This is a genomic window from Microcystis sp. LE19-10.1B (assembly GCF_027530565.1).
GTDB lineage: Bacteria > Cyanobacteriota > Cyanobacteriia > Cyanobacteriales > Microcystaceae > Microcystis > Microcystis aeruginosa.
Genome location: NZ_JAPZQM010000374.1, coordinates 1 through 22069 on the forward strand (window position 1 = coordinate 1; position 22069 = coordinate 22069).

Sequence of the window (22069 nt, forward strand, 5' to 3'; positions counted from 1 at the left end):
GGCCAAGCTTTTCTGGTCGGAACCCCCTAAGCCGAGTTTTCAAGGTGCTGCGCCGTCCACTTGGTTTTCGAGACTGGCCTTTTAATTCTAACGTAAAGCCAACCTAGAACGGCGGGGTTTCAGACCCAAAATTTCCGATGATCCTCAATCAAACCAAGAATTTCCGTACAAATGTTGAAAACCCTGCACATCAGTTAAATTGTATTGTAGGGGCGTGATGGTGATAAAATTCTCGCCAATAGCGCGCACATCCGTAGGCACTTGCGGGGGTAAATGGCTGTAGTCCGGTTGTTCGATATCTTCCACCACTTCCCCAATTAACCAGTAATAACTTTTACCCCTAGGATCCAGTCTTTTCTCGAAGGTTTCCTCGTAGCGTCGCAATCCCTGCCTAGTGATTTTCACCCCCTTGATTTCGGCACTACTAACCGGAGGGACGTTCACATTGAGTAAAGTGGGAATAGAAAAAGGGTTAAGGGCAACTTTCCTGACTAAAGTGAGGGCAAAATCGGCGGCCGGTTGGAAATCACAGGCTTTAAAACTAGCCAGACTAACAGCAATACTGGGAATACCTTCGATTAAGCCCTCCATGGCCGCGGAAACCGTGCCAGAATAGAGGATATCGGTGCCGAGATTAGACCCGTGGTTAATGCCGGCTAAAACTAAATCGGGACGCTCTTTGAGGACGGCACTAAGGGCAAATTTCACCGAATCGGCGGGAGTTCCCGAGCAGGACCAAGCAATCACATCGGGGTGAAAAATTCCTTCCACCTGTTCGGCCCGGATGGGATGGTGTAGGGTTAAGCCATGACCGGTAGCAGAGCGCTCGCCGTCTGGACAAACTACGATGACTTGATGGCCCGCAGTAGCGAGGGTGTTAGCGAGGGTGCGGACTCCTAGAGCGGAAATGCCGTCATCGTTACTGATTAGTAGTTTTAAAGGGCGATCGCTAGTCATGGAAATTTCTGCTCTACTGCGTCGGCTAGTGGTATAATGTAATAGTATTTTATTGTGGGTACGTAGCTCAGAGGATAGAGCACCAGGTTCCGGTCCTGGGTGTCGGGGGTTCGACTCCCTCCGTACTCGTTCAGAAATCAGGGGTCGGTATTCCCCCGGTTGTGCTGCTCCCCGCTCGCCAAAATGGGTAAAACCCCACACCCCACACCCTACCCCCACGAAAAACTTTTTGCCGCAAACCCGATACTAATCCACGGTGCGACGAATTTGAAGACCACACCATTCTTGACGTTTCCATAGGGCAGCCACTGTCCAGCCTTGGGGTTCTAAAATATCTGTAACCGCTTGTGCTTGGGTGACGAGGATGCCGCTTAAAATTCCCCAAGTGGTGGGTTTTGCCAGACGGGTGATTGCGGGCATTAAAGCGATAATTGTCTCGGCTAAAATATTACAAACGATGCCATCAACACCATCGGGAATTAATTCTAACAACTCCTCGACACTACCCTGATTAATAGCTAAATTTTCGGGGTTAATCCCGTTGAGATGGCGATTACTGCCTGTCGCACTCACCGCCAGGGGATCTATATCGACAGCATAAACTTTTTTCGCTCCTAATAAAATCGCCCCGATCGCCAGTATGCCGGAACCACAACCGATATCGGCGATAATTTTATTCTCTGGATGGCTACTTAAACGCATTTCTAGGGATTCTAGACATAATTGCGTGGTTGGATGCGTTCCCGTGCCAAAAGCGGAACCGGGGTCAATTTTAATCACCAATCTCTGGTTATTTTCGGGGGGATTTAACCAAGCAGGACAGATCAAAAAGCGATCGCCGATCTCGCTAATTTGCCAATGTTGTTTCCAACTGCTGGCCCAGTCTTCCTCGTCCATTAACTGCCAATGGCTGACAGGTTCGGGAAAACCTAAAATCAAAGCATCTTCCTTTAAGCAGAGGCTTAGTGCCTCTAAATCGGGCAATTGCGCTTTAATTTCTGGTATATAGGCCTTAACCTCTAAAGAGGATTGTTTTTTAGCAGTGGCCGTTCCCGAACAGCCAAAATTTTCCAGTCTCCAGAAAACCGTTTCTTCGAGACTAGGTTCGCACAAAACCGTAATTTCCCACCAACTATTAGACATATATCAGTGATCAGTGATCAGTTATCAGATTTGAGTTTTCAGTCAACAGTATTAAGTAGGTGGGTGGAATTAAATATAAGATGAACGTAGGTTGGGTTGAAGCATGAAACCCAACGCCCGCATGGGTTACGCTACCGCTAACCCATCCTACAAATAATTGTACCTCCCTACTTAAGTGGCAAGTGCGGAGCTTTCTTTTCACTGATTACTGATGAAGCTAAGACGCATTTAAACCGCTTATTCTTAGATTAGCCCCCCTTGCCCCCCGACCCCCCCGATGTCGGTAGTAGGGTTGATTCATGAATCAACCCTACCTTGAATCAACCCTAGGGGGGGTGGGGGGTTGCCTCTTGCCTTCAGAAGCTGATAACTGATTTAATCTAGAGTTTTACTGTGTAAGCATCGCGGATACCGGGGACTTTAGTAATTTCCGAGAGAAGACCTTCTGGTAGAGGATCATCGAGACTCAGGGCCATAACTGCGTCACCGCGAATAATTTTGCGTCCTACCTGCATACTGGCGATATTGACATTAAAACTGCCTAAAAGTGCGCCAATTTTGCCGATAATACCGGGCATATCCTGGTGAAGGGTGAATAGCATATGATTACTCGGTGGCACGTTAATTGGGAACTCATCGAGGTCAGTAATGCGGATTTCTCCGTTACTTAACAGCGCTCCGGTGACGGAATGGGTCCCCATGGAACCATTGGCTTCCAAATGAATCGATCCCGAATAGTCCCGGGTGGAAGCATCCCGGGTTTCGATTACCCGGATACCGCGTTCCTTAGCTTCGATCGCCGCATTAACATAGTTTACCCGTTCCCGGAGGGCTTGGGAAAGTAAACCCTTAATTGCCGCCACCACCAGAGGTTGACTGTCTTTAGTGGCCAATTCTCCCTGTAAACGGACATTTAACGAGTCACAGCGACCTCCTGCCAACTGACTGACGAGATTACCCATAGTTTCCGCTAATTGCAGGTAAGGGCGCAGTTTTTCCATAACATCGGGAGTTAGTCCGGGGATATTAACGGCCGAACGCGCTGGCAAACCGAGGAGGACATCGCGAATTTGTTCGGCCACATCAACAGCCACACCCACCTGTGCTTCCGTAGTCGATGCGCCTAGGTGGGGAGTGAGAATGACGTTAGACAATTCTCTTAATCTAGATTCGCCTAAAGGTTCCTGTTCAAATACATCCAAGGCTGCCCCGGCGATTCTACCGGATTCGAGGGCTTCAATTAAAGCCAACTCGTCGATAATGCCGCCTCTGGAACAGTTAATGATGCGGACCGTTGGTTTCATCTTAGCGATGGTTTCCCGACCGATGAGATGCTGGGTTTCGGGAGTTTTCGGGACGTGGAGGGTGATAAAATCGGACTCAGCAAAGAGTAATTCTAGATCCACCAAGGTGCAACCGAGTTGATCGGCGCGTTCTTTGGAAATAAAGGGATCGTAGGCGAGAATTTTCATGCCTAGAGATCTAGCAACGGCGGCGACGTGGGAACCAATTTTACCTAAACCGACGACTCCTAGGTTCTTTTTATAAACTTCTGTGCCGATAAAGCGATTTCTTTCCCATTTATTCGCTTTTACCGACTGATTGGCATCGGGAATATGACGGGAGAGGGATAACATCATGGCCAAGGCGTGTTCGGCAGCGGCGATCGTGTTACCTTCGGGAGAGTTAACGACAATAATACCCTGACGAGTGGCCGCAGGAACATCGATATTATCGACTCCTACCCCCGCGCGGCCGATAATTTGCAGTTTGCTGCCCGCTTCGACGATTTCTTTGGTGACGCGGGTACTGGAACGGAGCATCAGTGCGTCGTATTCGGGGATAATTTGAATGATTTCCTCGGCGGATAGTCCTGTTTTCACGTCCACTTGGGCAACCTGTGACAGAATTTCTACTCCTACCGGATCGATCGAATCGGATACCAGAACTTTGGCCATAATCTTTATAACGTGCTTTTTTCAGTCTACGGGCAAATGCTAGACCAATATTCGGGTCTAGCCGCAATAGCCCATTTTAGAAGCAAAGGGTGCAGTCTATGGCAAAATTAGCGAAAAGATTTTAGGTTGTCATTCTTAATTGTCGTCCATGGGGTTGATGTCAGGCTCTTGCCGTTGTCACTGAGATATGGCTAATTTAATCACGGTGGCGATCAAGTTTTCCGCTTCTTTTTCTAGGGCCTTTTCTAGGGCTGCCATTGCTTCTGTTTGACAATTTCTAAGTAGCTGGTTATAATTAAATCAAAAATAGATTTTAGGTTCGATCCCCCCTGCCCCCCTTGATAAGGGGGGTGCCGATAGGCGGGGGGATCTGAAAGTTTTTAATACCTACCTACTTAAGTCACCAATAAACAACAAAGTTCGATAATTTTGGTTTGCAAAGTTGCCAAAGGTTCTGCACCCCGCTTGAGACGATATTCTAAGTCAAGAAGTATGGGCAAGGTGGCCAGAAGTTGCTTAGAAGAAAAGGATTGTATCTCTTTGCGAATGAAATACAGTCGCTTGGGATTGGCAATTTCGGCGGCGGCGGCGATATTTTTGTCGTCTTTTTCTCCTTCTTCAATTTTTAATTTCACTATTGCCCAAGTGCGAAATTGACCCCCTAGGGTGGCGGTGATAGCCAAGGGGTTCTCGTTACGATTTAATAATTCATTGACTAATTCGAGGGCCTTGCCTGTCTCCCGTTTTAAAATAGCACTGGCTAACTGTAAGCTGCTTTGATTGCTGGCGTTGACTAAGCTTAAAATGTCCTTTTTGTCAATAGTTCCCGCCGAATTATTTTTAAATAAACGCAGTTTTTCTAACTCCATCCACAGCAAGCGGCTGTTATTTCCCACCGCTTCCGCTAAGAGTTCGATCGCATCGGGAGTTAATTTTACTCCCACTTCTTTGGCAATTTCCCTAACTCTTTGGGCAATTTCCTCGACTTTCCAAGGCGGAATTAGTTCAAATTCTCGAACCTCTGCCTGATTTTGGATAAACTTGCTCGATTTTAAGCGGGAGTCGGGTTTTTTGGCACTGGTTAATAACAGATAGGAATTTTCGGGTAAATTGGGCAAAGTGCGCTGTAATTCCTGGAAAATATCCTCGGAACATTGTTGACAAATAACCGTATCAGCTAACCAAACTAAACGATTTCCCATGCCGAAAACTGGAGTCATCGCTTGATTGAGGGCCTCGATAATTGCCTCATTGCGATCGCCGTTGATTTTGTCATAATTAAACTGTATCCAATTGGGATCGAGAAGTTTTGCTTGCAGATTTTTCACCGCTTGGTTAATAGCAAATTCATCTTCTCCCCAATAAAATATTGTCGGCATAAGTTTCTACTTATAGCAGTTAAGTAGGTAGGTGTTAAAAGTTGTCAGACACCCCTCTGATCAAGGGGGGACTAAGGGGGAATCGGCACCCCCCTTATTAAGGGGGGCAGGGGGGATCAGAAGCGAAATTTATCTTCAATTTAATTATAACTACTTACTTATCTTGAGGTGTCACTATTACCCATTTTGCCAGATTTTTACAGTTTTGTCAGCACTACCAATAATTAAATATAGCGGTTCTCGCATCTGTGCGGCACACTTAAACCTTTGCTGATTAAGCTGTTCAGGATCGGGAATGTACCTCTTGTGAATCAGAAACGCTATATTTACCATCGGCACTAATTACTAAAGATCACAGTTTGTCTGTGGGTTGATCAAGGGTTGCTAATTTTCCTTTGCTTGTTAAAGACCAAAACTTAATCATTTGATCCGAAAGCTTGTTTAATCTGATCAGCACAAGCAGCAGAGGATAAACCCAGAATTTCCTAATGTTAACGCTGGCTATTCATAAACAGAGGTAAAGAAGATCTGACTCGATAATTTTGAAAATTAATCAAAAAATAGACTCGATCGACCCCAAATAACGCACAATAAAAAAGGAAATGTCAAAGGAGAATCGCAAATGTTGCCCTATATCCTAGCGGTCGTTGTGGGATTGAGTAGTCTGTACCTCCTCACCACCGCTTTTATCGCCCCTGATCGCCACCGTCAAGATGATTTTCTCTGGAGTGCGGTAGGATTATTCTATGCCCTTGTCCTCTGGTTGTGCGCGGGAAGGATTACAGGCGCTATCCTCCTCGGACAAGCTGCCGCAGCCATATTATTTATTGCTTTCGCTTGGCAAACTCTCAAACTCAGACAAGCACTTTTTTATCCCGACAAACCGGTTAAATTATTTACTATTGTCGGTTGGTTAGGCAATCGTCTGGGGAAAGTTACTCCCTCTCAATCCCCTAAAACTAAAGCTAAAGCTGAGAAAGTAGCGGCAAAAGTTAAAGAAACGGTTAAAGAAACGGTGGACCCCGTTATAGAAAAAGCGGCGGCTATCGGGGAAACTATTACAGAATCAGTGACAGAAATTGAGGAAAAAGCTCAAGAAACGGTGGACCCCGTTATAGAAAAAGCGGCGGCTATCGGGGAAACTATTACAGAATCAGTGACAGAAATTGGGGAAAAAGCCGCAGAAATTATTGATGATGATGAAACTTTCGATGATTTCGATGATTTCGATGATTTTGATTTGGCAACGGAAGAGATCAAACCCTCCGAAAATGCCCCAGAAATTCCCCCGACTGAACCTGTCGCAAATGTTGAAGTCGAAACTATTGCTGTTAGCGAAACGGTGATTATTGAAGTTACCGAGGAAGATTTGCCCCCAGAAGAAACTATCGGAGAAGATACTCCCCCAGAAACTCGATCGCCAAGCGCAGAAAATCCCCCCCCATCGGATTAAAAGTTAAGATTATTTAGCGGGTGGGTTAGGCAATAATTACTGAAGAAATTAACTAATTAATTTAACCTTTGCCCCCACCCAGTCAAACCAAGTTTAAAATGTGAATGGTTTTATTTTCCCAGTACACAGGGATAGAGCTTCTCGTTTTTCGGGACGATTTCCGAGATAATCTTCTAACCAAAGACAACCTCGATCGAGCAATTTTTGTAAATAATTATATTCCGTTTCTAAGGGCCATCGATGCTTTTGACCATCCCTAGCAATAATCACAATCTCTTGGCTATCAGGACTAAAAGTGATCCCATAGACGATATCTTCTTCTATTTTAAACTCCGAGCGCAAATTTCCGTCAATGTCCCAGCGTCTAGCTGTACCATCCCTTGAAATAGCGGCGATTTTCTCACCATCGGGACTAAAACTAACTCCATAAACGGGAAAAGAATCGGTTTTAATCTCCTTTAAAAGATTGCCCTGCAAATCCCAAATTTTAATCTTTCCCCGAGTAGCGGTAGCAATTTTTTGATGATCAGGAGAAAACACCAAATCATAGATAATATGATCATCGGCTGTCCAGGAATTAATTAATTGAGGCCGATGATTACTTAAATGCCAGTATTGAACTTTTCCCTCGCTTGTTCCCGTGATTATTGCTGTTCCCTCTCCATTAAAAGCAAGACTATAAATCGGTACTTGACTAGCGGTAAATTCTTGGAGCATTGTTCCTTTTTGACTCCAGATTTGTACTTTTCCATTTCTTCCTGTAATCGCTATCTGATTATCATCAGGATGAAAAGCTATACTATAGATTGAGCGCATTTTTGTGGCAAATTCTCTAATGTTTTTTCCCTGGGAATTGAGTAAAGTAATTTGACCATCTTTGTTAGCAATAGCGATAATATTGCCCTGGGAATTAATGCTAACACTGGTATTATCGACCCTAGTTTTATTTAAATTGTTCAGCTGCCAAATTTTAGCCGTTTCATCACTCGATCCAGTTACCACCTCTTTTTCATCTTGACTAAATACAGCAGTAAAAACTGATTCTTGATGTCCTCTAAGAGTAGTTATTTCTTCCCCTTGCATTCCCCAAATTTTAGCACTACCGTCACTAGATGCAGTAATTATAAACTTGCCATCAGGACTAAAATTCACACTGTTGACAAAATCTTGATGTCCCCGGAAAGTAGCTATTAAATTTCCCTGTAAATCCCAAATTTTAGCAGTTTTATCGGCCGCTGCCCCGGCAATTTTTTGACCGTCGGGACTAAAATTAACACTATAAAAAGCCTCAATATTTTCTTGACCTAAACTCAAGATAATTTTACCTGATAAATCCCAGATTTTAATCGTACCATCCCGGGAAGCGGTGGCAATTTTTTGACCATCGGGACTAAAACTAGCTGCATCTATCGATCTTTTATGTCCCTTAAATACCTGTAAAGTTTCACCTGATAAATTCCATAATCTAGCGGTTTTATCCCTGGAAGTGGTGACAATTTTTTGACCATCGGGACTAAAACTAACACTATAAACTGATTCTTGATGGTCAGGATAGGTGACTAAATTTTGCCCTTGCAAGTTCCAAATTTTGGCGGTTTTATCTTCGGAAGCAGTGGCGATTTTTTGACCATCGGGACTAAAACTAACACTATAAACTGCTCCTTGATGACCTGTCAAAGTTTGAATATTCTCACCTTTTTGATTCCAAATTTTTACCGTCCCATCCTGAGAAGCAGTGGCAATTTTTTGACGATCAGGACTAATACTAACACTATAAATAGTTCCCCGGTGTCCTTGCAGTTGGTTTTTTTCTTGAATGCGATCTAAAATTTGTTGTAGGGTAATAATTGGACTGGTAGCAGGATATTTACCCAGGGTTTGGTCATCGGTAACGATATTTTTTAAACTATTTACTGCTTGCATAGCCGCAATTAAAGATTCTAGTTGTTCAAATTGAAATTGCTGCCAATAACTGTCACCATTGCGCTGTAATTTAATACCTAATTTAGCGGTTTCTACTTGCTGCCACGCTTGTTTTACCTGAATAAAAGCGAAGAAAGAACCCAGGAGAGAAGCAATTAAAATTACCGAGCCAATTTGAATTCTTTTCGTAGCTTTTTGGTGAGCGATTGCTAGAATTTTATTAGCTTGCTTCTGAGTTTCTAGGCTAATTTCTGCCTCTCTTTTATCGAGATTTTGACTAGCAGTTAAAAACTGATAATCAAGATTACTTAAGCTTTTACCCTGAGACCAATCGAGGGCATTATTTAAAGCTTTTCCGCGTAAAAGCCGCGATTCATCGGTATAATTAGACTGTTGCCAAGCGGCGATTGCTTCTGAGTAGGGACGCAATTGCTCTAATTGTTTTTCCAGCCAATTGAGATTAAATATTTCTCGATAAATAGCATTATAAACTACTAATTGATTATCCTTTTTTACCACTAACCCCGATAACCTTAATTCCCCTTGTTCTGGACTATCATCGCACAGGATTGCACCTTTTTCTAAAATTTGTTGATAGATGCCTAACAAACGACCCGCTTTGTCTTGATTTCTTAACAAGCGATCGGCAATAGTTCGCAGATGAACTGGTTCATCATGAGATTCCCAATTATTAATAATTCTCTCTTTGATCAGCGTCTCAATATCTAAATTAGTTTCCCGCAATAGCTGACAGATTTTCTGGGTTAAAAATGGCTGTCCTCCCGTCCAAAAAATAATTTTTTCTAAGCAGTCGGGTTGATAATTACTTTGACTAGATAATCCCGCAGCTAGAGGAGCAATTTCGGTCAGATTAAATCCTGTTAATTCGATCGCTTGGCCGATATTAAAAGATGTTTGGGTCTTTTCGCGAATTAAATCTGCTGGGGTAGCAACACCGAATAAAGCGAAAGTAATTCTTTCATACTGGGCATTTTCCGCTCTTTGGTTATAACAATAACGAATCAGGGAAAAAAAGTCATCTAGAGAAAACTGTAAACTGAGAATTTTATCGATCTCGTCGATAAAAATATATATTTTCTCTCCCCGACAATAAACTAATAAAACTTCCTCGATAAATTGTCCCAAACGCTGCACGGGAGGTAAATCCTCTCGCTCGCGCAACCAGGATTTAAGATTAATTTTTCCCGTCAGATTAAATCCTAAAAACAAACGGGTAATCACCCCGTTATACCATTGGGATAAATTATCATTACTGCCAAGACTGGTTATATCTACGGACGCGCAATCCATGCCCAATTGCTGTAAAATATGAGTCACTCGTACCCTTAAACTGGATTTACCCATCTGACGACAGTTAAAAACGTAGCAAAATTGACCATTTTTCAACGCCGTTAACAGTTCTCGATCGGCATTTCTCTCGATATAGGTAGGATGGTTATAGGCAAGACTACCCCCGACACGATATTGATAATTCATTATCCTTAAACAAAATTATTTCAATGTCACCAACGGAAATAAAATAGACAATTGTGATGGAGATATCTATAATGCAAGGATAATCGCTATTGACAACCTATCCCCAAGGCAATTATGAAGAAAACTTTTTTCACCTCCATCGCCGTTAGTGCCACCCTCGTCAGTGGTATTGTTTTAGGTACTCTTGATGCTGGCAGTGCCTCCGCTTGTGCTTTCGCTAAAGCTAAAGGCATTTTTGGCAGCAATACCACCTTCCCTGTGGATGCTAACAAACTTATTTTAGGGGTTGCCGCCGCTACAGGAGCAATCACCGTAGCCGGTGTTTTAAGTTACCGTCGTTTTCACTCCGGGCAGCCTCCTGAAGATGCCGCCGCTAAGCTGCCGTCGGTATTTCCTATCCCCATTCCCCCCGTCGCTTTAAACGCGGCAGTGGAGGCGGAAGAAGCGGCAGAAACCAGCAAAATCTCCTAAAAATCCGCTATATTTCCTCAAAAAAGGTGTTGGCATCCCCGCAGCTTTCCCGCTAGGCAACACCTTTTTCTGCCTAATTGTGTCCCAGTTATCAGAATTTTCAGCGATTTTTAAGTTATGTTAAAAGGTGCAACCCTACCACCAGAGGTAAAGATGGGCAACTCTACCACATTTTCTGACACCCCACTTCACAAAGATCATCACACTTGGGAGCATTTAAAACAAGCCATCGCCGCTAGTTCCGGTTTTCGGCGTTGGCAGCAAGAACAACTAGAATCAGGTAAAAATAGAGACGATGCTGATGCTCGCATTTGTTCCTATCTACGGGAAACTTTAGAAACTTTAGCCTACTAGATTGATGCTCCCCAGCTATGACTGCATGGGGACTTTTTTTGTCCGTTTAAGCTAATTTGAAGACCTTATTTTCTGCGCGCCTCGTAACCCAATAACCAGACAAAAGCGACAATTAAAGGCAGGAAATAATAAATAGCTCGATAGGCGATTAAAGAGCCTAAAAGCTCGGCATTAGATACATATTCGGGGCGTAATCTCAGCATGATAAACTCAAAAACACCTATTCCCCCTGGCACATTGCTTAATACCCCTGCCGTCATGGCAAATACATAGAGACCGAAAAATCCTAAAAACGAAGTATTGTAGCTGCCCGGGAGAAGAAGATAGAGAACTCTAGCGGCTAATATCCAATCGATAAAAGTCACCAAAATCAAAGCCAGGGAAAGAGTCCAAGAGGGTAAATAGATATTTTCTTGGCCGATTCTTATTGGTTTTTTATAGGTGAGAGTCAAGAAAAAATATCCCGTAACCAGCAATAAAAAAATTATTCCTAAAGGTTTAGTAGTTAAAAAAGGTAATTTTAAAAGTTGAGGAATCCGTTGGGGATCGAGGAGGAAACTTAAACCACCAATCCCTAACATTCCTAACCAAAAGCTTAAATGGGTAAAAGTAATAACTTTGGCAATATCCACCACCCCCACCCCCGCAGGAGTATAGAAACGATAACGGATTGCTGTCCCAGAAAATAAGGTCAAACCAATGGTATTACCAAGAGCATAACTGATAAAAGCAGTGCGGATAATAGTGCCTAAAGCTAAGGGATGATTGATATAATAAAAACCTAGGCGATCATAACCCGTCATCGACAAATAACCCAAAGCCATCCAAAAAATAGCTTCTAGCTGACGACTTGTGGTAATATGATCCAAACTAGCCAAGAGTTGGGCAAAAGTGTAGTGTTTAAATTCTTGACTAATTGCCCAGACCGCTAGAATAAATAAACTCAAGGACAGGATAATCGGAGCAAAACGCTGGATTTTTTTATACATCTTACTTTTTACAAATTACTTTTGACTCATTAAAATTTATGAAAAGATCAAAGTTAGATTTAGCTAAACGTTTAAATCGATCCCGAAAAAGGAAATATGATAAATTCCTGACTTCCTCCTTATATTTAACAATTATTCTGGGTTTATTTTATCTACTCTACCTCAATCTTCCTTGGTCTTTTCATCTTTTTGTGCATTGGGTGACTAAAGGGGGTGATTTAGACAAAATTCCTGCCAAATTTTATGCAGAACTTAATCAATTGTGTTTGAGAGCAGATAGTGCGGGGGAAGTAAGAACGAGAAACTATACAGAACATACAGAAATCGCCGAATCTCTCGGTACATTTAGATGTACTTTAGTTAATGGTAGTCAAGAATGGTTAATAGAAGATTATAAATCTTTTAATTCTGCCGATGAAGCGATTTTAGGCACTCAGTTAGCGGTTTTTATCGCCGAGATTTTGGGAACAGATTATAGTTATAACATTCGCGCTTATATTCCCAATACTAAGTATCAAATAGCTCCCAAAACCAAATCCTAGACTAGGGATGGGTGAGAAACCCATCCTTAGAAAAAAATTAGTTTTCCGATACGGGTTTTGGTCGGGAAGGCCGAGGGATAGGGGATTGTCCGGGGGTAAAAGGTCGTTTTTCTCCTTCCCCCGAAAGATGACGATTTTTATCAAAAGGCTTTTTAAAACCTCCCTTACCCATCGGTTTTTTCTTGCTGGCAAAACCGAGGTCTAAACCTTCCAAAATGGTTAAGGCATCTCCTTTAAGTTGTACCTGAAAATCCCAAAAACGACTGATCGGTTTACCAGGTAAAGTGCCGCGCAATTTTAGTTTAAAAAACTTGGGTTTGTCCGCTTCAGTTTTGGGCATTTGTCGGATTTTGACCACTACCGCTTGATTTTCCCGTTCGGTAAAGATGACTTCGCCTCGAATCGAGAAATAACCCGGGGTAGAAGCGAGGAGTGGCTCTATCTCTGGATCATCCTCTTTTTTCAGGGTTTCTGGTTCCCAAACACCGACAATCTGAACATGAAGGGCATCATTTTCCTGACGGGTGCGGGGATAAACCACCCAAAGATGGGGTTTTTCTAGATCGAGATGATTTTTAACCAAACTGATCACCCGACCGAGAATCACAGAATCGATCAGAGTACCATCGGCAGTTAAAATATTGCCTTTAGTTAATTGTTCCTCCGATCGCTGATAATGGCCATAGACGAGACCGATCGCCCGATACTGCCGCAGATGACTGGGAGGGGGGATCGGTTGTTGACGTTTGACTTCTGCGGGGGTGGCTGACTCTACGGCTAAATCAGCCTCGGTATGGGGGGATTCAAGGGGGACTTCCTGAATTTCCACTTCAGGGGTCGGGGGGGTTTTCGGTGATTCGGTAAACCGATTCCCAGGACGATTCATATCACACTCCTAGCGGCGGAGACACATAGTAAATTAGTAATCAAGCAAGTCAAAAGCGCGATCTGGGGGGTTACAATAACCCTCTAGGGCGACTCTACTGGCATCTAATATATTAAGAACCATGATCTTTTGACTGTCAACCCAGTCAAAACCCTTTTGAGTCTTGACCGTTTGCCCATTGTACTTAATAAAGAGCGGCCAATTCGATCGATCCCCTCATCAAATCTCCAGATTTCCATAACATTTTCCTCTCTGTCCCCTCGCACCCCAGTCTATGAAAGCCTCTCTCTCTCACCGTCGTTGGCTGTCCATCGGTCTCGTCCTCATGTTATTTGCCTTGTTGTCCTTCTCGATCATGCCGCTATTGACTTCTATTCTCAAAAGTCAGCACTCCTCGGGCCAGAGTCATCTGTCCGCAGTCAAACAAGAGGAATTAGCCAGTCAAGCACTGGGTTATCAGATGGTTTTAGAGCGTGAACCCGATAATCAGGCGGCTTTGCGGGGATTATTAGATACTCGCTTACAGCAGGGCGATTTAAAGCAAGCGATCGAACCTTTAGAAAAATTAGCGCAACTTAACCCCCAACAATCCGATTATCTGCTACTTTTGGCGGAAGCGAAACAGCAAATAGAGGACTATGCAGGAGCCACAGGCAGTTATCGCGCTCTTTTAGCCTCCCATCCCCAAGAGCTGCGGGCCTTAACTGGATTAACTAATTTATTTCTTAGCCAAAACCGCCCGATCGAGGCGATTAGTCTGGTCAAAGACACGCTCGATCGCGCTTTAAAAGCTGCTGCCGATCCCAATAATCCTGCTAGTTTAATCGATATCGTTTCCGTTCAGTTACTTTTAGGCAAAATCTATTTCGAGCAGCAAAATTATCCGGAAGCTTTAAACGCCTATAAACAAGCTCAACAGATGGATGTTAACGATTTCCGACCGATTTTGGCAGCGGCGATCGTACTGAAAGAACAGGGCAAAAATCAAGAGGCTCAACCCCTCTTTCAAGATGCTCTCAGTCGCGCTCCTTTTGCTTACAGACAGGAGATTCAGACCCTAGCCGACGAAAATAACAAAATTGAAGCCACAGCCCCTAATCAGTGATCAGCTTTTTCTCCCTTCTCCCCTTGAGACTTGACATTGGGGACAAAAATGAGCCGAGCGCCCACTTAATTTAATTCTGGCAATAGTTGCACCGCAAAGGCGACAATTTTCGCCATTACGACCGTAAACCCAGGCCATCGCCCCATAATTGCCATTAACTCCCGTAACGTGGAGAAAATCGCTAAAACTGGTTCCGCCTTCAGCGATCGCCGTTTCCAATACAGAAATAATGTTTTTTGTCAATAAGTCTATTTGCTCAATTTTCAAGAGATTAGCGGCAGTTTGGGGATGGATGCCACTTTTAAAAAGAACTTCATCTGCGTAGATATTGCCAATTCCTGCGACTACATTTTGAGCGAGGAGAAAAGTTTTAATCGGACGACGACTTTTTTGACAGTGACTATAGAGGTAATCGGCGGTAAAATTGCGATCAAAGGGTTCCAATCCCAGTTTTTTGAGACCGGTAATCACAGTTTCTGGGGTTTTATCGGCGGCAATCCACCAAATTTTCCCGAAAGTGCGGGTATCGACGAAGCGCAATTCTTGCTGATTGGCAAAAAAGAAGCGTAAGCGCGTATGAATCGGCAGGGGAGTGGTATCTTTTACCCAGAGCAATTGTCCGGTCATACGCAGATGAACCCCGATACTGCTACCATTATCTAAATTGGCGAGGAGATATTTGCCTCGGCGCTGCCAATTGGTAATCGTAGTCTGAGCAATTCCTTGCAGAAAAGTTGCCTCACAATTAGGATAGGCTAGGGTACGCTGTAATAATACTTCCCCACCGATAATTTTTTTGCCCTGGGTAACTTGATTTAATCCGCGACGCACCGTTTCTACTTCTGGCAATTCTGGCATATAAGTAATTGAACAAAATTAAGTTCTTGGTTAGGGTAGGCAAAAGGCAAAAGATAGATAAACAGAACTTTTCATCGGGAAACGACACCAAATTAACATCAATTCTACTTTAACTTTAACATTTCGATAGTATCAATTATTTCCCGTTCAAAACTGACTTGAGCGCGATTAGTTTTACCACCAATATAAAAGCGATCGCCCGATTGTAAAGCCCAAATTTGCGAATGGGAAAAGTAACTCATTACCACTCCCATCATCAATAAAGCAAAACCTAAATAGACGATAGGTACTCCCGGATCTGCCTTAATTTGTAACCCTGTACTGCCCACTAATTCGACTATTTTTAGATTAACTCCATTGATAGGAATCGTCATTCCTTCTCGTACAGCAGAGGTTAAATCTCCCTGAGCATCATAGACAATTACCGTACCTTGTAAATCTCTGGTTAAAAGAGAAACTCCCTCACTAAGATCGGTTTTAGTCGGAATCCACGTTCCCCAGATTTGTCCATTACCTTTGGTGTCTAAACTAGCCATCGGTAGCTGTAGGATCGGACTATTATTCACCTGTACTTTTACCCCAGCAATCCCCCAACTGGTTTGATAAAAAGTCACCCCTTTATGGTGCAAAGGTTGGTTAACTTGAATAGTTTTGCGATCGATCTCCTGTCCTTGATTATCGATCACCGACAAATCAGAATAAAATTGTTCTATATCACCTTTAGGACTATAATCAATCCAAAAACGATTAACTTTAATCCCCCAATCCTTAGGGAGAGAATTTTTAGATAAGGGTCCAGCTTCAATAATATTTTTAACCTGAAAACTATCGCCACTAGCTACCATTTCTTGAGCGAAAAACCCGGTTAACGCTCCCCAGATCGCTCCTGCTAAAATAATTAACATGGCTGCATGAACGATAATCGGACCGATTTTACCAATCAGACCTTTACGAGCATAAAGACTGTTATTTTCTAGAAAAACTTTGTAGCCTTTTTTTTCTAACAAGGGGGTGAGGGATTCTAGGGAACCGGTTTCTAATTCAGCACTTAAAGCTAGTTTTTGAAATTGGCGAGATTGTTGATAAAATTGCCATTTTCTGGCCGCTTTTAAAGCAGGTAATTGTCGTCGGAAGGTACAAGCGGTTAAACTGGAACCGAAGAGAATTAATAATGATAGATACCACCAAGTGCTATAAACATGATTTAATCCCATTATTAATAAAACTTTCCAAGTCAGAAACCCAAATAAAGCGGGTTTCTCAGGATAATTAACTTGGTAGAAAGATAGAGATTGACCCTGTTCTATTACCGTCCCAGAAATGCTAAAAATAGCGATTAAAAGTAAGAGGATAATTGCCAATCGCAGATCGGCAATAGTCTGGATAAATTTACGTCCCCATTGAGGCGGTGTATTCTTTAAATTTGAGGAAGTTTCCGATATAGTCATAGGACCTCTTGTAAAAATCAAAAATTGTTGTTAGGGTTAGGAGTCAGGAGTCAGGAGAATTAAGAATGAATAATAATCAATTAGGCTGTATCTCACATTTGCAGAAATACCGATAACCAGCAATTATCAGTGATGCTTAAATTATCACAGATCTATCAGCAGCTGTCTGTAAGCATCCCACCCAAAAGCTAATGCGCTCCGGGGTTTGGGGGGTAGAACCCCCCAAAAGCTGGGATTGAGTGATAAAATCGGAAGTAATGACCAATTTTAGAAGATAGTTTACCTTGAAAAATCCCAACTCAGCAGATTTACAAAAATGAGCAGTTTTTAAACCCTCAAAAATTAATTATACAAGAGGTTCTATAGTTAAAAGTTGGGCCATTTTAGCCAATTATCCCTTGTAACTCTCCACCATCACAGCAGACGGGATAATAAAGAAAAAACTCCGAAACCGATTAATAAAACCCCACTGACGGGATTAATCCACCCGGACCATTGACGCAGGGAAAGAAAGCTTTTCAGCGAGGCAGTAAAAGAACCGACGATAATTAGGGGTAAAACATAGCCAGCAGTGTAGGATAACAATAATCCCCCTCCTAAGCTTAAATCTCCCGTATTGGCCACCCATGCCAATAGAGTTGCCAGAACTGGTGTACTACACGGAGAGGCGATTAAACCAAATGTTAAACCGAGAAGATAGGACCGCAAAATCGGGGGAAAATCGCCGGTAATCCAATCGGTAGAGCCAAGGGAGGGGAAGCGCAGGGGTAATAATTCCAAGAGGTTTAACCCCATGAAAATAGCGATCGCACTGACGATAATTGGTAAACCGATCCCCACCTGTCCATAGACTTTTCCTAAAGTAGCGGCAATTAGTCCCAATCCCGCTAAGGTGGTGGCTAATCCCAGGGAAAACCATGTGGACTGCCAAAAAGCCGCTAAACGACCTTGATTTTCGTAACCCCCGATATAAGCGACGGTAATCGGCAACATCGACAGCATACAGGGGGTAAGACTGGTGAGTAAACCGGCTAGAAAAATCACGGCAATACTGACAAAACTAAGGTGAGTTAGTTGGGAAGTCACTAAGCGATCGGCGTATTGTTCAAGGTGATAGAGTTGAGTCTGTAATTGGTCTAACATATCGGGGAATTTTTCAGGCTAAATTTGGCTCATTTCTAGGATATTACCATCGGGATCACTGACAAATAAGGCCTTTCTACCCGAGGCACTCATTTGAATTGTATAACCTTGACTTTCTAGATAGTTACCCATGGCCGCCACGTCATCAATAGCGAAGGCAATATGAGGATTGCGTCCCCATTTTTGGGGATTGGGACGGTAGTTTTGATAATTGGTATCGACAATTAAATGAATTTGATAATCTCCCACTTGATACCAAACCCCATCGTATTGAAAAGGGCGATCAATTCTAGTCAATCCTAGAACATTTTCGTAAAAGTTAACGGCTTTTTCTAGATCGGTGACTAAAATCCCCGTGTGTAAGGATCGCATGATGTTCATAGTTAATATCTGACTCGCGGATCGAGCCAACTATAGGTTAAATCGGCAATTAAGTTAAAGATAACAATTAAAATCCCATAGATAAAGGTAATCGCCATCACTACGGGGGTATCACTGCGGGAAATAGAATCAATTAATAAAGCACCGATCCCCGGCACACGAAACACTTGTTCTGTGACTAAAGCTCCAGTAAAAATTGAGGGAATATCGAGAGCAATCAGGGTGACAACGGGAATTAAAGCATTGCGAACTATATGCTTAGTGAGGACAGAAAAATTAGTTAGTCCCTTCGCTAAGGCAGTTTTAACGTACTCTTGGTGAATTTCTTCAGTTACGGAAGAACGCACGAAACGCATCAACATCGCCCCTTGATATAAGCTTAATACAGTTACGGGCATAATTGACTGTTTAACCTGCTCGATCAAACTATTAAAATTGCGGATTTCTAGGGTACTGTTATAAAAAGATGGTAGCCAGTTTAACTGCACACTAAAGATAATAATTAATAATAATCCCGTCACAAAGGTGGGTAAAGAAAAGCCAAGCATCGAAAAAGTAGAGATGATTTTGTCTAACCAAGAATAGCGCTTGACTGCTGAAATTACGCCCAAAGGAAAAGCAATTAAAACCCCGAAAATATAGGCAATACCGACAATCCAGAGAGTTGTGGGTAAACGCTGCCAAATGAGGGTAAAAACCGGGCTGCGACTGGTGAAAGAATAGCCCATATCTCCTTGAAGAAATGCTAACAACCACTTGACATAACGCACGGGAAGCGGTTGATCTAATCCGAGACTTTTGCGAATATTTTCTCGCACCGCTTCGGTGATAGCGGGATTAGCTGCAAATTCCCCCATCGGATCCCCCGGCGCTAGGGCCAAAATGCCAAAAACCACCATACTAATAGCTAAAAGAGTGGGAATCGAAAATAATAATCTTATCAGAAAATATTTGAGCATTTATTTACTACGCTTCCAGTCCTTGATGTTCCAAGTATTTCTATCCCAGGGAGTTAATTCAAACCCCGACAAACTATTGCTAATTGCCACCACATCGGCACGATGAACTAGGGGAATAATCACAAAATCATTAATTAACATATCATTCATTTTAATCGCTATTTCTCGCCGTTTTTCTGGGTTTAATTCTTGACTAAAAGCTTGCCATAATTTATCGTATTCAGGATTACAATAACGAGCATAATTATCACCGGCCCAACCATCAGCTTTTTGGGGAATTTCGCTACAGGTAAAGGTTTTAAAATAGGCTTTCGGATCGGGACTATTATTACCAGTAGTGTACATTTGTAGGTCAGCATAAAACTTTTCTACCGTGTCATCGTTAGCAGGATCGCTAGAAAAGAAAATACTGGCATCAACAGTTTTTAATTCTACTCCTATCCCGATCGCTTGTAAACTTTGTTTGATAATTTCTTGGGTTTTCTGACGGAGAGGATTGACAGTGGTTTGAAAAACTAATTTCATTTCTACCCCATTTTTATCCCTAGTGCCATCACCATTACTATCTTTCCATCCCGCATCATCTAGTAATTTCTTAGCCTTTTCTAGATTAAATTCATAGCGAGTATTGGGAGAATTATATTCCGATGGCATCACGATAAAATTAGGAGTTGTTTTCCCAGTAATACCATAAAGTTGCGTGGCAATAGTATCTCTATCAACGGCCAAAGACAAAGCTTCTCTTACTTTTACATCACTCAAAAAAGGATGGGGAAACTTAATACTAGACCTCTCACCTTCAGGAGTAGCTTGATTAGGATCGCTCAGATTAAATAAAACTCGTTCAATCAAAGAACCGAAACTAGATATTAACTGACCCCGACCCGCTTTTTCTAAATCACTTAAAACCTTAGCCTCTACTTGCAAATTATAGGCATAATCCGCCTCCTGTGTCTGTAAAACCGCTCGTGCCGCAGAAGTTGCATCACCTCCTCCTTTTAATTCTATTCTTTGAAAACCTAATTTATCCGCTTCTCGAAAAAAAGAATTTGGTTCATAAACCGCCGTATCTCCCGGTTTAAATTCTACCACTTTATAGGGGCCAGTTCCCACCGGTAATAAATTAGCAGGGGCCTGGCGTGCCGTTTCATTGCTATACTTTTCATAGAGATGTGCTGGTAAAATCATCCCTTCTGTCCCCACAAAAACTAATGACCACGCGGGATTAACTTGCTTAAAAGTTATTTTAACCGTATGGGGATCGATCGCTTCCACACTTTTAACTATTTCATAATTGCCAGCGCTAGTAGAACCGGTTTTCGGATTGGTGATAAAATTATAGGTAGCGATGACATCTTTGGCAGTAAAAGGAGTACCATCTGACCATTTAATATCTTTTTTTAGCTTCCATGTCACCGATTTACCATCCCGGGCAACTTCCCCATTTTCAATAGTAGGAATTTCTGCCGCTAAAAAAGGAACTAATTCCCCTTTTTCATCGAAACTAGCCAAAGGTTCTAAGGTAATGCGACTCGCTTCTGAGTCTTTAAATCCCGTGGAGAGATGGGGATTTAAAATCGTCGGTGCTTGCCAATACAAAAGTTTTAAAGTTTCTGAATTATTATTGGTCGTTGCTGGGGGATTATTAGCTGTTTGTTGACGACAAGCACTAAAAAGCAGCGTACAACTAAGGGATAAAATTAACAGGGGCAAGAAAAGCGATCGCTTAAACATTTTTAGTGACAATCAATAATTCAACAGGGTGACTTAGGTGATTCCCTACCCCACCAATAACAAGTTATCAGACATTGAGTCTTGATCTCGATCGATTAATTGATTATTTGCCTTTATCCATTCCTAGTCAAGTTAAATCGATCATGCTATGGTAGCGATGCTGTACTAGACAATAAAATTCTAGGCACGGCGACGAAATGGGTTCTTTGGTTTGTGTTATGCAATGTACGGGGGTTATAAGGGATGGAACCCTTATAGACAACAGGGTAAGAGCATCTCAATTAGGCTTGACAAAAGGCTTTCAGCACAGCCATCATATAGTTATTATCCATGGCCGCCCGTTTACTTTTTTGTGCCAGACTACGTCGGTAAGTGGATTCCTGGTTAAGAGCGTTAAGTGCTACTCGTCTCAAGAAGGCAAAATTACGAGGGCTGTGACCAGAGCGAATCCGACATTGATCCTCATTAAAAGTAACATCTAAAATCCAATGAGCCTGATTTTCAATGCCCCAATGTTTACGAATAGCATTACCTATTTTTTGAGCATCAGCAGGGAGAGAACTGAGATAAAATTGGACTTCACAAGTGGTTTTATGACCAGGATGACGAACTCGTTTAACCATGATAATACTTTGAAGTCCTTGCCATTGAGCCTGTTGATAAAGACCGCCGAAAGCTTCTAAAGGTACAGCCCAACACCAACGTTTTTCGAGGCGATGATGACCTTTTTCCAGACGGTAATCATAACTAGGGTTTGCTGAATAATGGTAAAACCCTTTTAAAATAAAGCTTTTGACCTGTTAAAGTCCGATGTTAGTGCTGCGAAAATAGGATTGGGACGTTCAAAAACCTTGCATTATCCTTCTTGTAGTACATCGCTTGGTACAAA

General features: G+C 42.5%; 19 protein-coding genes, 1 tRNA gene and 1 pseudogene. 6 read left to right on the plus strand and 15 right to left on the minus strand.

Translation table 11 applies throughout. From position 1 onward, the window contains the following. Positions 1-144: 144 nt before the first annotated feature. Positions 145-957: a 5'/3'-nucleotidase SurE gene (surE, locus tag O9332_RS13450; RefSeq protein ID WP_043995738.1), complete on the minus strand. Its 813-nt coding sequence runs from the start codon at positions 955-957 to the stop codon at positions 145-147. A gap of 56 nt (positions 958-1013) precedes the next feature. Between surE and O9332_RS13455 the strand changes: the two genes are divergently transcribed. Further along, positions 1014-1086, plus strand: a tRNA-Arg gene (locus O9332_RS13455). A 117-nt stretch (positions 1087-1203) separates the two neighbouring features. Here the strand turns inward: O9332_RS13455 and prmA are convergent. The 4 genes and pseudogenes from prmA to O9332_RS28430 form a co-directional block, all read right to left on the minus strand. Next, the gene (gene prmA, locus O9332_RS13460) at positions 1204-2100 is read right to left on the minus strand and encodes a 50S ribosomal protein L11 methyltransferase (RefSeq protein WP_002763313.1); all 897 of its coding nucleotides are present in this window, start codon (positions 2098-2100) and stop codon (positions 1204-1206) included. Positions 2101-2480: 380 nt separating this feature from the next. Continuing rightward, the gene (gene serA / locus O9332_RS13465) at positions 2481-4058 is read right to left on the minus strand and encodes a phosphoglycerate dehydrogenase (protein WP_002763312.1); all 1578 of its coding nucleotides are present in this window, start codon (positions 4056-4058) and stop codon (positions 2481-2483) included. 395 nt (positions 4059-4453) lie between these two features. Continuing rightward, positions 4454-5437, minus strand: coding sequence for a DNA polymerase III subunit delta (holA, locus tag O9332_RS13470; protein WP_288025985.1), 984 nt, complete (start codon positions 5435-5437; stop codon positions 4454-4456). A 177-nt stretch (positions 5438-5614) separates the two neighbouring features. Further along, positions 5615-5894 (minus strand): annotated as a pseudogene (locus O9332_RS28430) (hypothetical protein). A gap of 165 nt (positions 5895-6059) precedes the next feature. Here O9332_RS28430 and O9332_RS13480 point away from each other — a divergent pair. Then, complete coding sequence (locus O9332_RS13480; RefSeq protein WP_288025989.1) at positions 6060-6890, plus strand: Ycf66 family protein; 831 nt, start codon at positions 6060-6062, stop codon at positions 6888-6890. A gap of 93 nt (positions 6891-6983) precedes the next feature. Here O9332_RS13480 and O9332_RS13485 read toward each other — a convergent pair whose 3' ends face one another. After that, positions 6984-10310 carry an AAA-like domain-containing protein gene (locus O9332_RS13485; protein ID WP_288025991.1) on the minus strand — a complete coding sequence of 1109 codons (3327 nt, stop codon included), beginning with the start codon at positions 10308-10310 and terminating at the stop codon, positions 6984-6986. Between the two features lie 114 nt (positions 10311-10424). On the opposite strand from O9332_RS13485, the gene O9332_RS13490 reads away from it, so the two are divergent. After that, a complete protein-coding gene (locus O9332_RS13490) occupies positions 10425-10781 on the plus strand; it encodes a hypothetical protein (RefSeq protein WP_002757053.1) in 357 nt (118 codons plus the stop codon). A gap of 117 nt (positions 10782-10898) precedes the next feature. Continuing rightward, positions 10899-11135, plus strand: a complete 237-nt coding sequence (locus tag O9332_RS13495; RefSeq protein ID WP_002738997.1) for a hypothetical protein — start codon at positions 10899-10901, stop codon at positions 11133-11135. Positions 11136-11200: 65 nt separating this feature from the next. Here O9332_RS13495 and O9332_RS13500 read toward each other — a convergent pair whose 3' ends face one another. Then, on the minus strand, positions 11201-12124 hold the full coding sequence (locus O9332_RS13500; protein WP_002757054.1) for a putative bifunctional lysylphosphatidylglycerol flippase/synthetase: 924 nt from the start codon (positions 12122-12124) through the stop codon (positions 11201-11203). Between the two features lie 38 nt (positions 12125-12162). Between O9332_RS13500 and O9332_RS13505 the strand changes: the two genes are divergently transcribed. After that, positions 12163-12666 carry a hypothetical protein gene (locus O9332_RS13505; protein ID WP_288025995.1) on the plus strand — a complete coding sequence of 168 codons (504 nt, stop codon included), beginning with the start codon at positions 12163-12165 and terminating at the stop codon, positions 12664-12666. Between the two features lie 37 nt (positions 12667-12703). Here the strand turns inward: O9332_RS13505 and patR are convergent, their stop codons facing one another. After that, complete coding sequence (gene patR / locus O9332_RS13510; protein WP_002757058.1) at positions 12704-13552, minus strand: heterocyst master regulator PatR; 849 nt, start codon at positions 13550-13552, stop codon at positions 12704-12706. Between the two features lie 274 nt (positions 13553-13826). On the opposite strand from patR, the gene O9332_RS13515 reads away from it, so the two are divergent. Continuing rightward, entirely contained in the window at positions 13827-14657 is an 831-nt protein-coding gene (locus tag O9332_RS13515) for a tetratricopeptide repeat protein (RefSeq protein ID WP_002757059.1), read from the plus strand. Here O9332_RS13515 and O9332_RS13520 read toward each other — a convergent pair whose 3' ends face one another. The 7 genes from O9332_RS13520 to O9332_RS13550 all read right to left on the minus strand — a co-directional run bounded on the left by O9332_RS13520 (position 14658) and on the right by O9332_RS13550 (position 21965). Next, positions 14658-15515: a DNA-formamidopyrimidine glycosylase gene (locus O9332_RS13520; RefSeq protein ID WP_002757060.1), complete on the minus strand. Its 858-nt coding sequence runs from the start codon at positions 15513-15515 to the stop codon at positions 14658-14660. A 104-nt stretch (positions 15516-15619) separates the two neighbouring features. After that, complete coding sequence (locus O9332_RS13525; RefSeq protein ID WP_288025999.1) at positions 15620-16963, minus strand: cytochrome c biogenesis protein; 1344 nt, start codon at positions 16961-16963, stop codon at positions 15620-15622. A 414-nt stretch (positions 16964-17377) separates the two neighbouring features. Beyond that, positions 17378-18106, minus strand: a complete 729-nt coding sequence (locus O9332_RS13530) for a cytochrome c biogenesis protein CcdA (RefSeq protein ID WP_288026001.1) — start codon at positions 18104-18106, stop codon at positions 17378-17380. A gap of 18 nt (positions 18107-18124) precedes the next feature. Next, positions 18125-18487, minus strand: coding sequence for a VOC family protein (locus O9332_RS13535; protein ID WP_004158968.1), 363 nt, complete (start codon positions 18485-18487; stop codon positions 18125-18127). Between the two features lie 2 nt (positions 18488-18489). Next, positions 18490-19446 carry an ABC transporter permease gene (locus O9332_RS13540; protein ID WP_045359485.1) on the minus strand — a complete coding sequence of 319 codons (957 nt, stop codon included), beginning with the start codon at positions 19444-19446 and terminating at the stop codon, positions 18490-18492. Further along, on the minus strand, positions 19447-21180 hold the full coding sequence (locus O9332_RS13545) for a peptide ABC transporter substrate-binding protein (RefSeq protein WP_002757067.1): 1734 nt from the start codon (positions 21178-21180) through the stop codon (positions 19447-19449). A gap of 281 nt (positions 21181-21461) precedes the next feature. Further along, on the minus strand, positions 21462-21965 hold the full coding sequence (locus O9332_RS13550; RefSeq protein WP_502846653.1) for an ISAs1 family transposase: 504 nt from the start codon (positions 21963-21965) through the stop codon (positions 21462-21464). Positions 21966-22069: the final 104 nt, after the last annotated feature.

Excerpts from the sequence above, each read along its gene's own strand:
- surE (WP_043995738.1), bottom strand. The coding sequence starts at position 957 with ATGACTAGCGATCGCCCTTTAAAACTACTAATCAGTAACGATGACGGC.
- prmA (WP_002763313.1), bottom strand. The coding sequence starts at position 2,100 with ATGTCTAATAGTTGGTGGGAAATTACGGTTTTGTGCGAACCTAGTCTC.
- serA (WP_002763312.1), bottom strand. The coding sequence starts at position 4,058 with ATGGCCAAAGTTCTGGTATCCGATTCGATCGATCCGGTAGGAGTAGAA.
- holA (WP_288025985.1), bottom strand. The coding sequence starts at position 5,437 with ATGCCGACAATATTTTATTGGGGAGAAGATGAATTTGCTATTAACCAA.
- O9332_RS13480 (WP_288025989.1), top strand. The coding sequence starts at position 6,060 with ATGTTGCCCTATATCCTAGCGGTCGTTGTGGGATTGAGTAGTCTGTAC.
- O9332_RS13485 (WP_288025991.1), bottom strand. The coding sequence starts at position 10,310 with ATGAATTATCAATATCGTGTCGGGGGTAGTCTTGCCTATAACCATCCT.
- O9332_RS13490 (WP_002757053.1), top strand. The coding sequence starts at position 10,425 with ATGAAGAAAACTTTTTTCACCTCCATCGCCGTTAGTGCCACCCTCGTC.
- O9332_RS13495 (WP_002738997.1), top strand. The coding sequence starts at position 10,899 with ATGTTAAAAGGTGCAACCCTACCACCAGAGGTAAAGATGGGCAACTCT.
- O9332_RS13500 (WP_002757054.1), bottom strand. The coding sequence starts at position 12,124 with ATGTATAAAAAAATCCAGCGTTTTGCTCCGATTATCCTGTCCTTGAGT.
- O9332_RS13505 (WP_288025995.1), top strand. The coding sequence starts at position 12,163 with ATGAAAAGATCAAAGTTAGATTTAGCTAAACGTTTAAATCGATCCCGA.
- patR (WP_002757058.1), bottom strand. The coding sequence starts at position 13,552 with ATGAATCGTCCTGGGAATCGGTTTACCGAATCACCGAAAACCCCCCCG.
- O9332_RS13515 (WP_002757059.1), top strand. The coding sequence starts at position 13,827 with ATGAAAGCCTCTCTCTCTCACCGTCGTTGGCTGTCCATCGGTCTCGTC.
- O9332_RS13520 (WP_002757060.1), bottom strand. The coding sequence starts at position 15,515 with ATGCCAGAATTGCCAGAAGTAGAAACGGTGCGTCGCGGATTAAATCAA.
- O9332_RS13525 (WP_288025999.1), bottom strand. The coding sequence starts at position 16,963 with ATGACTATATCGGAAACTTCCTCAAATTTAAAGAATACACCGCCTCAA.
- O9332_RS13530 (WP_288026001.1), bottom strand. The coding sequence starts at position 18,106 with ATGTTAGACCAATTACAGACTCAACTCTATCACCTTGAACAATACGCC.
- O9332_RS13535 (WP_004158968.1), bottom strand. The coding sequence starts at position 18,487 with ATGAACATCATGCGATCCTTACACACGGGGATTTTAGTCACCGATCTA.
- O9332_RS13540 (WP_045359485.1), bottom strand. The coding sequence starts at position 19,446 with ATGCTCAAATATTTTCTGATAAGATTATTATTTTCGATTCCCACTCTT.
- O9332_RS13545 (WP_002757067.1), bottom strand. The coding sequence starts at position 21,180 with ATGTTTAAGCGATCGCTTTTCTTGCCCCTGTTAATTTTATCCCTTAGT.